Annotated in this window: 12 protein-coding genes; 1 reads left to right on the top strand and 11 read right to left on the bottom strand. The window is 74.3% G+C overall.

Annotation, left to right across the window (positions count from 1 at the left end):
* Window positions 1–42: 42 nt before the first annotated feature.
* Genes ECOMGDLI_RS03160 through ECOMGDLI_RS35230 form a run of 3 tightly spaced genes read right to left on the bottom strand, consistent with a single transcriptional unit; the run spans window position 43 to window position 1,580 of the window.
* Window positions 43–777 (bottom strand): hypothetical protein, encoded by a 735-nt coding sequence (locus tag ECOMGDLI_RS03160; protein WP_143447484.1) that lies wholly within the window; start codon window positions 775–777, stop codon window positions 43–45.
* A 4-nt stretch (window positions 778–781) separates the two neighbouring features.
* Window positions 782–1,387, bottom strand: a complete 606-nt coding sequence (gene nadD / locus ECOMGDLI_RS03155) for a nicotinate-nucleotide adenylyltransferase (RefSeq protein WP_088313547.1) — start codon at window positions 1,385–1,387, stop codon at window positions 782–784.
* A gap of 37 nt (window positions 1,388–1,424) precedes the next feature.
* Window positions 1,425–1,580 (bottom strand): hypothetical protein, encoded by a 156-nt coding sequence (locus tag ECOMGDLI_RS35230; protein WP_198954497.1) that lies wholly within the window; start codon window positions 1,578–1,580, stop codon window positions 1,425–1,427.
* Window positions 1,581–1,779: 199 nt separating this feature from the next.
* On the opposite strand from ECOMGDLI_RS35230, the gene ECOMGDLI_RS03150 reads away from it, so the two are divergent.
* Entirely contained in the window at window positions 1,780–2,763 is a 984-nt protein-coding gene (locus tag ECOMGDLI_RS03150; RefSeq protein ID WP_369812706.1) for a glycosyltransferase family 2 protein, read from the top strand.
* Window positions 2,764–2,811: 48 nt separating this feature from the next.
* Here the strand turns inward: ECOMGDLI_RS03150 and ECOMGDLI_RS03145 are convergent, their stop codons facing one another.
* The 8 genes from ECOMGDLI_RS03145 to ECOMGDLI_RS03110 form a co-directional block, all read right to left on the bottom strand.
* On the bottom strand, window positions 2,812–3,507 hold the full coding sequence (locus tag ECOMGDLI_RS03145) for a bifunctional 2-polyprenyl-6-hydroxyphenol methylase/3-demethylubiquinol 3-O-methyltransferase UbiG (RefSeq protein WP_088313543.1): 696 nt from the start codon (window positions 3,505–3,507) through the stop codon (window positions 2,812–2,814).
* Window positions 3,508–3,515: 8 nt separating this feature from the next.
* On the bottom strand, window positions 3,516–4,901 hold the full coding sequence (locus ECOMGDLI_RS03140) for a glutamate-5-semialdehyde dehydrogenase (RefSeq protein WP_088313540.1): 1,386 nt from the start codon (window positions 4,899–4,901) through the stop codon (window positions 3,516–3,518).
* Between the two features lie 59 nt (window positions 4,902–4,960).
* Window positions 4,961–5,410, bottom strand: coding sequence for a hypothetical protein (locus ECOMGDLI_RS03135; RefSeq protein WP_198950071.1), 450 nt, complete (start codon window positions 5,408–5,410; stop codon window positions 4,961–4,963).
* Window positions 5,411–5,604: 194 nt separating this feature from the next.
* Complete coding sequence (gene proB / locus ECOMGDLI_RS03130) at window positions 5,605–6,762, bottom strand: glutamate 5-kinase (protein ID WP_088313536.1); 1,158 nt, start codon at window positions 6,760–6,762, stop codon at window positions 5,605–5,607.
* A gap of 98 nt (window positions 6,763–6,860) precedes the next feature.
* Window positions 6,861–8,462 (bottom strand): GTPase ObgE (obgE, locus tag ECOMGDLI_RS03125; RefSeq protein ID WP_143447485.1); only part of this gene is annotated, 1,602 nt, incomplete at its 3' end.
* A gap of 174 nt (window positions 8,463–8,636) precedes the next feature.
* Complete coding sequence (rpmA, locus tag ECOMGDLI_RS03120; protein WP_088283507.1) at window positions 8,637–8,897, bottom strand: 50S ribosomal protein L27; 261 nt, start codon at window positions 8,895–8,897, stop codon at window positions 8,637–8,639.
* A 93-nt stretch (window positions 8,898–8,990) separates the two neighbouring features.
* Window positions 8,991–9,317, bottom strand: coding sequence for a 50S ribosomal protein L21 (rplU, locus tag ECOMGDLI_RS03115; protein WP_088283505.1), 327 nt, complete (start codon window positions 9,315–9,317; stop codon window positions 8,991–8,993).
* Between the two features lie 139 nt (window positions 9,318–9,456).
* Window positions 9,457–11,225: Rne/Rng family ribonuclease (locus ECOMGDLI_RS03110; protein ID WP_143447483.1), on the bottom strand; the 1,769-nt coding region annotated here is incomplete at its 5' end.

The following is an 11,225-nucleotide window of genomic DNA, read 5'->3' as shown; positions in this document are numbered from 1 at the left end:
CGCGGGACGTCGCACCGGCCGAGCACCGCTACCTCATGACGGTCATCGCGACGGCAGCAGGGGCGGTGGCGGCGGCGCGGACGGCACGGGGACCGGGACCGGGACGGGCACGACGACCGGGATCGGCTCCGTCGGGGCCTCGGACGCGGGCGCCGGCCCGACGAGCGGTCCGACGGCCGCCTCGACGACCGGCGGTGCGACGTCGATCACCTCGGTCACCGGCTCCGCGGGCGGCTCCACCGGCGCGGGCGGCTGCATCGGCGCGAGCGGCTCCACCGGCGCGAGACGCTCCGCCGGCGCGAGCGCGACGGCGTCGGCCTGCTCCTGCCGGACCTCCTCCTGCCGGGCCCGCTCGGCCGCGAGCGCGGCACGGCGCTCGCCGCGGCGGCGCTCCCCCACGCGCCGTTCCTCGCCGTCGTACGGCTGCGGTGCCGCGAGCCGGCGCTCCGCGGCCCGGCGCTCGGCCTCCCGGCGCTCGCGCCGGGTCAGCGGCGGGGCGGGCGGGTCCTCGTGCCCCGCGGCGGGCGGCTCGACGTCCGCGGCGCGGCCGGTGCGCACCCGGGGCAGGTCCCCGGTCCGCGGCCCGGGGACGACGACCTCGAGGTCACGGACCCGGCGCCGGGTCGGCGGGCGGTCCGGTGCCAGCCAGGCGACGGCGTCCAGCGCCTCGACGTACGCGCGCTGCGCCTCGAGGTCGGTGCCGCCGCGCGCGCGTCTGCGCCCGCCGCCGTCCCGGCCCTCGTACCCGTCGCCCCCGACGCCTGCGCCCCCCTCCACCACCTCAGTGACCGGGGTCCTGGCGGTAGAGGCCGTACTTGCCGATGTACTGCACGACGCCGTCCGGCACGAGGTACCAGACCGGCTCGCCCTTCACGATGCGCACCCGGCAGTCGGTCGAGGAGATCGCCATGGCCGGGACCTCCATGAGGCTCACCCGGTCCTGCGGGAGACCGGCGTCGTCGAGGGTGTGACCGGGGCGGGTGACCCCGATGAAGTGGGCGAGGTCGAAGATCTCGCCGCTGTCCTTCCAGGACAGGATCTGCGCCAGGGCGTCGGCGCCGGTGATGAAGAACAGCTCGGCGTCGGGGCGCTGCGCCGACAGATCGCGCAGGGTGTCGATCGTGTACGTCGGGCCCTTGCGGTCGATGTCGACGCGGCTCACGGTGAACCGCGGGTTCGAGGCCGTCGCGATGACCGTCATGAGGTAGCGGTGCTCGGCCGGTGCGACGTCCCGCGACGACTTCTGCCACGGCTGACCGGTCGGCACGAAGACGACCTCGTCGAGGTCGAACGCCGACTGGACCTCGCTCGCGGCGACGAGGTGGCCGTGGTGGATCGGGTCGAACGTGCCGCCCATCACCCCGAGGCGTCGCACGGACGTCATCATCGAACGCCCCTGAGGTCGGACGGGCCCGTCGCCGGTGTCAGTGCCGCGTGCTCACGCTGCGGAACGCGAAGGTGACGAGCAGGAGCAGACCGAAGCCCGCCAGGGCCAGCAGCCCGAAGGCGACCGGCGGGATGGGCAGCTCGCGCAGCTGCTCGCCCTCGGCGGCGACGGTCGCGAGAGTGGTCAGGGTCATGGCGCGGTGCTCCTTCGTCGTGCTGCTGCGTGCTGGTCGCGCTGCTCGATGTCCGGGGGCGGCCCGTTAGGCTGGCCGCTCGAACATCCGAAGTCTGACACAGGAGGGTCGCCGGGTCGTGACAGCCGTACCGTCCACACCCGACGTCGCACCCGACGTCACGCACGACGTCGCGCCCGCGCTGCCCGACCTGCCCGTCCTGAGCGTCGTCGTCCCCGTCTACAACGAGGAGGACGTGCTCCCGCTGTTCGCGCAGCGGCTGCGTCCGGTGCTCGACGCGCTCGGCGAGCCGTACGAGGTGGTCTGCGTCGACGACGGCAGCCGGGACGCGTCCCCGGTGATCCTCCAGCGCGAGCGCCGCACCTGGCCGCAGCTGCGCGTCGTCCGGCTCCGGGCGAACGCCGGGCACCAGGCCGCGATCTCCGCCGGCCTGGCCCGCGCCCGCGGCGCCTGGGTCGCGACCCTCGACGCCGACCTGCAGGACCCGCCCGAGGTGCTCCCCGACATGCTCGGCGCCGCCCGCGCCGAGCGCGTCGACGTCGTCTACGGCGTGCGGAACGACCGGAGCACCGACAGCGCCTTCAAGCGGCTCACCGCCCGGATGTACTACCGGGTCATGCGCCGGCTGCTCGGCGGGCACGTGCCGGACGACGCCGGCGACTTCCGGCTCATGAGCCGCGCGACCGTCGACGCCGTCAACGCGCTCCCCGAGCACAACCGGGTGCTGCGGCTCGTCGTCCCCGCCCTGGGCTTCCCCGACACCAAGGTCGGCTACCGCCGCGAGGAGCGGGCCGCGGGCAAGACGAAGTACCCGCTCTCGCGGATGATCCGGCTCTCGGTCGACAGCCTCACCGGGTTCAGCGTCGCGCCGCTGCGGCTCGCGACGTGGTTCGGCCTCGGCGGTGCGCTCGTCACCGGGCTGTTCCTCGCCGGCGCCGTCGTCGCGTACCTGTCCGGCCACGTCATCCCGGGCTGGACCTCGATCGCGGTCGTCGTCGCCGGGGTCGGCGCCGTCCAGCTGCTCTGCCTCGGGATGCTCGGCGAGTACGTCGGTCGGCTCTACACCCAGATGCAGGGCCGGCCCGCGTACTACGTGGCGCACGACAGCCTTGAGGCCGCGGCACCCGCCGTGGCGGTGCCGGACGACGTCCAGCTCGGGTCGCTGAGCAGCGCCCGGCGCTGACCGGGGTCACCTCCCCGTCCTCCGGGTCGAACGGCGACCTCGGCGCAGCTATGCCGGGCGGCGCGCCGTCACGAGCAGCGAGACCCCGGGCAGCTTCCCGACGGGCAGCCAGCGCTCGAGGGCGACGATGCCGCCGAGGACGGCGTTCATCCAGGCCGGCGGGTCGTCGAGGTCGCTGCCGGACGACGCCCGGCGGCGCAGGGCGACCGCGGGGCGCAGCAGCACCATCCACGAGCGCACCGAGGCGATCTCGAAGCCGGCCCCCCGGAGCAGGTCGAGCAGCTCGGGGCGGGTGTAGCGCCGGACGTGGTCGACGGCGACGTCGTGCTCGGACCACAGCTTCGGGTCCGCGGGGACGGCGACGAGGAAGGTGCCGCCGGGCCGGAGCGCGTCGAAGACGCCCGCCGCGGCGGCCTTGTCGTCCTCGATGTGCTCGAGCACGTCGAACGCGACGACGAGGTCGAGGCTGGCCGCCGCCAGCGGCAGCCGCGTCGCGTCGGCCCGCAGGACGGCGATACCCCGCTCGTGGCAGACCTCTGCGCCCTCCTGGCCGTACTCGAGCGCCGACGCCCGCCAGCCGCGGCGCAGCAGGACGCGGGTGTTCCCGCCGCCGGCCGCCCCGATGTCGAGCGCGTCGCCGGGCACGATCCCGTCGACGGCGCGGTCGAGCAGGTGCCGGCGCTCGCGGTACCACCAGTGGCGGTCCTCCAGCTCGGTGAGCTTGCGGACCTCGGTCCCCTCCACGTGACTCCCTACGGCCGGGTGTGACCGTCGCCGGTCACGACCCACTTGGTCGACGTCAGCTCCGCCAGGCCCATCGGCCCGCGGGCGTGCAGCTTCTGGGTCGAGATCCCGACCTCGGCCCCGAGGCCGAACTGGGCGCCGTCCGTGAACGCCGTCGAGGCGTTGACGGCGACGACGGCCGAGTCCACCTCGGCGGTGAACCGGTCGGCCGCCCGCAGGTCGGTCGTGCAGATCGCCTCGGTGTGGCCGCTCGACCAGCGCCGGATGTGCGCGATCGCGGCGTCGAGGCTGTCGACGACGCCGACGGCGAGGTCCATCGACAGGTACTCGTCGCCCCAGTCCTTCTCCCCCGCGGGCAGCACGTCGATGCCGAGGTCGGCGGCCGCGGCCGCCGTCCGCTCGTCGGTGTGCAGGGTGACACCGGCGTCGCGCAGGGCCGGCAGCACGAGCGGGAGGAACGCCGCGGCGGCGTCCGCGTGGACGAGCAGCGTCTCGGCGGCGTTGCACACCCCGACCCGGCGGGTCTTGGCGTTGAGCGTGATCGCGAGCGCCTGGCCGAGGTCCGCCGAGGCGTCGACGTAGACGTGGCAGTTGCCGGTGCCGGTCTCGATGACGGGCACGGTGCTGTTCTCGACGACGGTGCGGATCAGCCCGGCGCCGCCGCGGGGCACGAGCAGGTCGACGAGCCCGCGGGCCTGCATGAGGTGGACGACGCCCTCGCGGCCCCAGGCGTCGATGGACGTCACGGCGTCCGCGGGCAGGCCGCTGCGCTCCAGCGCACCGCGGATCACCTCGACGATCACCGTGTTGCTCGCCTCCGCGGCCGAGCCGCCCCGCAGCACCGCGGCGTTGCCCGCCTTGAGGGCGAGCACGGCGGCGTCGACGGTGACGTTCGGGCGGGCCTCGTAGACCATGCCGACGACGCCCATCGGCACGCGGACCTGGCGCAGCCGCAGCCCGTTCGTCAGGGTCGAGCCGCGGACCACCTCGCCGACCGGGTCCGGCAGCCGGACGACGTCCCGCACCGCGTCGGCGATCGCGGCCACCCGGGCCGGGTCGAGCCGGAGCCGGTCGAGCAGCCCCGGCGACATCCCGCCCGCCTCGCCGCGGGCGAGGTCCTCGGCGTTCGCGGCGACGATCCGCTCCGTCGCGGCGACGAGGTCGTCGGCGAGCGCGGTGAGCGCGGCGTCCTTGACGGTGCGCGGCGTGGTCGCGAGCACCCGGGCGGCCTCGCGGGCCCGGGCGCACACGGCGCGGACCTCGCCGCGGACGTCGTCCGGCGCCGGCTCGTGGGTGTGACCCGGCTCGTCGTGGTGGCTGCCGTCGTGGTCGTCGTCGTGGGAGTGCACGTGGCTCTGCGCCCCGTGCGCGTGCTCCGCCTCGGCGATCGTCATGGGGCCAGCCTAGATGCCGCGCGGGACCGTCGTCCCCGGCGTCCGCCGGGAGCGGCGTCTCAGCTCTCGACGCCCTCCATGGGGCGGATCTCGCCGAGGCCGAACACCGTGAGGTTGACGTCCTGGCTCCAGCGGCGGCGGGCGGTGTCCCGGTCGACGACCTCCATGCCGACGACGGTCCACGGCGGCAGACCGGCGGAGGACTCGTGGTCGCGCCACAGCCGCAGGGCCTGGGCGACGGCACCCTCGATGTCGACGGACTCGTCCCAGTACTTCACCTCGGCGCGGCTGCTCGCGTAGCTGGCCGACACGAGGAACGGCTGCTCCTCGCCGAGCCGCTCGAGGCTCTGGCGCACCTGCTCGGCGTCCATCCGGCGGCCGCTCACCGTGATCGTCACGAACCACAGAGCGGGCTCCTGCGCGCGGTGCGAGCGGCGACGGCGGATCTGGTTCAGGTCGATCCCCCGCAGCGGCGTCAGCGTCGCGAGGTCGTCATCATCCGTCGTCACGTATCCAGTCCACCAGGCTTCCTCGCCTCCCGTCACGTGTTTCGCATACCTTTCGGGCCGCCACACGCGTTTCACCGGGTCGGCGCACCGAACACGCCGGGACGGCGCGCCGTCCACGACACGCCCGGGTGATCACCTCGACGCAGCGTCGCGGTGCGTCACTCGCAGCGATCGGATCGCGGCGGGTCGCGCCGTCAGCGCCGGCGGTCGCGGACGAGCACGAGGTCGTCTCGGTGGACGACCTCCCGCTCGTACCCGGCGCCGAGCTCGCGGGCGAGGTCCTTCGTCGAGCGGCCGAGCAGGCTGGGCAGCTCGGTCGCGTCGAAGTTCACCAGGCCCCGGCCGACGACCTTGCCGGCCGGGTCCTTGAGGTCGACCGGCTCCCCCGCCGTGAACGCACCCTCGACGGCGGTGATCCCGGCCGGCAGCAGCGACGACCGGCGGTCCACGACGGCCGTGACGGCACCCTCGTCGAGCACGAGGGCGCCCGTCGTCTGCGCGGCGTGGGCGAGCCAGAGCATCCGGCTGCTCGCGCGCCGCCCGGACGCCTCGAACCACGTGCCGACGTCGTCCCCGGCGAGCGCCTTCGCCGCGTTGGCCGCCGAGGTGAGCAGCGTCGGGATCCCGGCCGCGGTCGCGATGCCCGCGGCGTCGACCTTGGTCACCATCCCGCCGAGCCCGACGCCGGCCGAACCGGTCCGGCCGATCTCGATGCCCTCGAGGTCGGCCGGGCCGCGGACGACGGGCACCCGCTGGACGCCGGGGCGGGACGGCGGCCCGTCGAGGAGAGCGTCGACGTCCGACAGGAGCACGAGGGCGTCGGCGTCGACGAGGTGCGCGACGAGGGCCGCGAGCCGGTCGTTGTCGCCGAACCGGATCTCGTGCGTCGCCACGGTGTCGTTCTCGTTGACGATCGGGACGACGCCGAGGTTGAGCAGCCGGGAGAAGGTCCGCAGCGCGTTGACGTAGTGCCCGCGGCGGATCACGTCGTCCGCCGTGAGCAGCACCTGCCCGACGGTGAGCCCGCGCCGGGCGAACGCGTCGGTGTACCGGGCCAGGAGCAGCCCCTGCCCCACGGACGCCGCGGCCTGCTGGGTCGCGAGGTCGCGCGGACGACGCGGCAGCCCGAGCGGGGACAGCCCCGCCGCGATCGCCCCCGAGGACACGAGCACGACCTCACGGCCCGCGAGCCGCCGGCTCGCGAGCGCGTCGACGAGGGTGTCGAGCCGCTCGGCGTCCAGGCCGCCCTCACGGGTCGTCAGGGACGACGAGCCGACCTTGACGACGAGACGCCCCGCGGTCGCGACCTGCTCACGCGTGATCGTCGGGCGTGCGGCGCTGCGGGCGCTCATCGGCGGGCCTCGCCGGACCCGCCGTCCGTCGTCGCGAGCGCCTCGGTGCCGGTCGTGCCGTCGGCCGCGCCGGCGTCGTCGTCGCCGTCGTCGAGGTNGTCCAGGTCGTCCAGGTCGTCGAGGTCGTCGAGGTCGTCGAGGTCCACCGGGATCGGCGGGCCGTCGTGGTCGACGTCGACGAAGGTCGGCATCTCGTCCTCGTCCGGGGTGACCCAGACGCCGGACTTGCGCTCCTCGGCGAGCTCGGCGCGGGCCTCGCGCTTGGCGACCCGCCGCTCCTCGTACCGGTCGCGCTTCTCGTTGCGGCTCGGCCGGGCGTTCTCCTCGAGCCGGACGTCGCCGCCGCGCGGTGCCGCGGGGCCGGACGGACCGGCGATGAGCGTCGGCTCCCAGTCGAAGACGACGCCGCTGACGTCGTCGCCGATGACGACCTCGGCGCCGGCGACCGCGCCGGCGGCGAGGAGCTGGTCCTCGACGCCGAGGCGGGCGAGCCGGTCGGCGAGGTAGCCGACGGCCTCGTCGTTCGTGAAGTCGGTCTGCCGCACCCAGCGCTCGGGCTTCTCGCCGCGCACGCGGTAGCGGACGCCGTCCGGGAGGTTCTCGGGCTTGACCGTGAAGCCGCTGTCGTCGACGGCCTTCGGCCGGACGACGATGCGCTGCACGACGGGCTCGGCGAGGTCGGCACGGGCCTGCGAGACGAGCTTGGCCATCGCGAAGGACAGCTCGCGCAGGCCCTCGTGGCTCACGGACGACACGAGGTAGACGTCGAGCCCGCGGGCCTCGAGGTCGGGCCTGACGAGCTCGGCGAGCTCCCGCGCCTCGGGCACGTCGGTCTTGTGCAGGACGACGATCCGCGGCCGCTCGAGAAGCGGGGCCATGCCCTCGTCGACGGTGTAGGCGGCGAGCTCGGCCTCGATGACGTCGAGGTCGGTCAGCGGGTCGCGACCGGGCTCCAGCGTCGCGCAGTCCAGGACGTGCACGAGGGCCGAGCAGCGCTCGACGTGCCGGAGGAACTCCAGCCCGAGGCCCTTGCCCTGGCTCGCGCCGGGGATGAGCCCGGGGACGTCGGCGACCGTGTAGCGCACCTGGCCGGCGTCGACGACGCCGAGGTTGGGCACGAGGGTCGTGAACGGGTAGTCGGCGATCTTCGGGCGCGCGGCGGAGAGCGCGGCGACGAGGCTCGACTTGCCGGCGCTCGGGTAGCCGACGAGCGCGACGTCCGCGACGGTCTTCAGCTCGAGCGTGATGTCACCGGTCTCGCCGGGCTCGCCGAGGAGCGCGAACCCGGGCGCCTTGCGCCGCGTCGACGCGAGCGCCGCGTTGCCCAGGCCACCCTTGCCGCCGGCCGCGGCGACGTAGGTCGTCCCGGCCCCGACGAGGTCGGCGAGGATCTCCCCGGACGACGACTTCACGACCGTGCCGTTCGGCACCGCGAGCACGAGGTCGGAGCCGGAGGCGCCGGACCGGTTGCCGCCCTGGCCGGGCTTGCCCTTCGTCGCGCTCTGGTGCGGGCGGTGGTGGTAGTCGAGCAGCGTGGTGACCTGCGGGTCGACGACGAGGAGGACGTCCCCGCCGTCACCGCCGTTGCCGCCGTCCGGCCCGCCGAGCGGCTTGAACTTCTCCCGGTGCACCGACGCGCAGCCGTGGCCCCCGTCACCGCCCGCCACGTGCAGGACGACCCGGTCGACGAACGTCGTCACGGTGCTCGACTCCTTCAGTTGGTGCTACCAGTGCTGCTGCGTGTGCCGCCGGTCCGACGTGAGGCCGTTGCCTGTCGGGGCGGCAAAGCGCGAAGGGCGGGCCGGTGACCGGCCCGCCCTTGCGACGTCTTCAAGCGCGTGAGCGCCCGTGGCGTTGATCCCGGAGGGCGAGCCTCACTCGCCGGCCGGGACCACGATGTTCACGACCTTGCGGCCGCGCTTGGTGCCGAACTCGACCGCACCCGCCTCGAGGGCGAAGAGCGTGTCGTCGCCACCGCGGCCGACGTTGTCGCCCGGGTGGAAGTGGGTGCCGCGCTGGCGCACGATGATCTCGCCGGCGTTGACGACCTGGCCGCCGAAGCGCTTGACGCCGAGCCGCTGAGCGTTGGAGTCGCGCCCGTTCCGGGTCGAGCTCGCGCCCTTCTTGTGTGCCATGAGTCGTTGCCTGCCTTCGATGATCTGGTGCGGGTCACCCGCAGCGGAAGTCCTGGTGCTGTGGTGCGCCGCCCGGTGAGGGGCGGCGCGACGTCACTTCGAGATGCCGGTGACCTTGATCCGGGTCAGGTGCTGACGGTGCCCCTGACGCTTGCGGTACCCCGACTTGTTCTTGAACTTGAGGATGCGGATCTTCGGGCCCTTGGTGGGCTCGACGATCTCGGCGGTGACCTTGACCGCGGCGAGCGCGTCGGCCGCGCTGGTCACGGTGCCGCCGTCGACGAGGAGCAGCGGCTGGAGCTCGACCGTCGAACCGGTCTCACCGGCGAGCTTGTCGACGATGAGGACGTCGCCGACGGAAACCTTCTCCTGACGGCCGCCTGCGCGGACGATCGCGTACACCTGGAACTCCCTGCTCATCGGTCATGGTTGCTCGCCCGGTTCGCACCCGGCCGCAACTGCGGCGATGCGGGGGCGTACACAACGAGGCGCGCCCTGCGGCGCACCAAGGGTCAAGGGTACGGATGCGGCGGTGGCCGGGTCAAACCGGGCCACCACCTCACCTGCCGTGGTGCCTGCGTCGTTCGTTCGTGCCGGTGCTCAGCTGCCCGCGACGGCGCTCGGCGCCGCTGCGGGGTCGCCCCCGGGCGGGCCCGCCGGGCTGGACGCCGAACGGTTGCCACGGCCCCGCCGGCCGCGCCGCGAGGAGGTCGCCGGGGCGTCCTCCCCGGACGGCGCTGCTGCCGCCGGAGCCGCTGCCGCCGCCGTTGCCGCCGTCCTGGCGCTTCTCGACCGGCTCGTCGTGCATGACGAGCCCGCGGCCCCCGCAGTGCTCGCACGTCTCGCTGAAGACCTCGAGGAGGCCCTGGCCGACGCGCTTGCGGGTCATCTGGACCAGGCCGAGCGAGGTGACCTCGGCGACCTGGTGCTTCGTCCGGTCCCGGCCGAGGCACTCCAGGAGCCGCCGCAGCACGAGGTCGCGGTTGGACTCGAGGACCATGTCGATGAAGTCGACGACGATGATGCCGCCGATGTCCCGCAGCCTCAGCTGCCGGACGATCTCCTCGGCCGCCTCGATGTTGTTCTTGGTGACCGTCTCCTCGAGGTTGCCCCCGGAGCCGGTGAACTTGCCGGTGTTCACGTCGACGACGGTCATCGCCTCGGTCCGGTCGATGACGAGCGACCCGCCGGACGGCAGCCAGACCTTGCGGTCCAGCGCCTTGGCGAGCTGCTCGTCGATCCGGAACTCGGCGAAGACGTCCCGGCCCGCGTCGGCCCGCTCGAGGCGCTCGACGAGGTCGGGCGCGACGTGGCCGATGTAGCCCTGGAGGGTGTCCCAGGCCTCGTCGCCGCTGATGACGAGCTTGGAGAAGTCCTCGTTGAAGATGTCCCGGACGACGCGGATCGCGACCTCGGGCTCGCCGTAGAGCAGCGCGGGGGCGTTGACGGCGCCGGCCTTGCGGGAGATGTCCTCCCACTGGGCCTGGAGCCGGGCGACGTCGCGCTCGAGCTCCTCGGCGCTCGCGCCCTCGGCGGCGGTCCGGACGATGACGCCCGCGTTCTCCGGAACGACGTCGCGCAGGATCTTCTTGAGCCGGTTGCGCTCGACGTCGGGCAGCTTGCGGGAGATGCCCGTCATCGAGCCGTCCGGCACGTAGACGAGGTAGCGGCCGGGCAGCGAGATCTGGCTCGTGAGCCGGGCGCCCTTGTGGCCGATCGGGTCCTTCGTGACCTGGACGAGCACCGACTCCCCGGAGCGCAGCGCGTGCTCGATCCGCTTCGGCTGGCCCTCGAGGCCGGCGGCGTCCCAGTTGACCTCACCGGCGTAGAGCACCGCGTTGCGGCCCTTGCCGACGTCGACGAAGGCCGCCTCCATGCTCGGCAGCACGTTCTGGACGCGACCGAGGTAGACGTTGCCGACCATCGAGGTCTGGGTGCGCCGGGCGACGTAGTGCTCGACGAGGACGCCGTCCTCGAGGACGCCGATCTGGGTCCGGCCCTCGCGCTCGCGCACGACCATGACCCGGTCGACGCTCTCGCGCCGGGCCAGGAACTCGGCCTCGGTGATCGTCGTGCGGCGGCGGCCGGCCTCACGGCCCTCGCGGCGGCGCTGCTTCTTCGCCTCCAGGCGGGTCGAGCCGCGCAGGCTCGTGACGTCGTCCCCGGAGGACCCGCCCGACGAGCGACGGCTCTCCCGGACCCGGACGACCGTGTTCGGCGGGTCGTCGCCCTCGGCATCGGTGCCGGACGTGCCGCGGCGGCGGCGACGGCGCCGCCGGCGGCTGCCGGTCGCCCCGTCGTCGTCGGCGTCGTCGCCGTCCTCGGACT

This window comes from Kineosporia sp. R_H_3, from assembly GCF_002198675.1.
Lineage (GTDB): Bacteria > Actinomycetota > Actinomycetes > Actinomycetales > Kineosporiaceae > R-H-3.
Note: the sequence above shows the minus strand (reverse complement) of the source record. Positions and strands in the feature narration are given on the sequence as shown.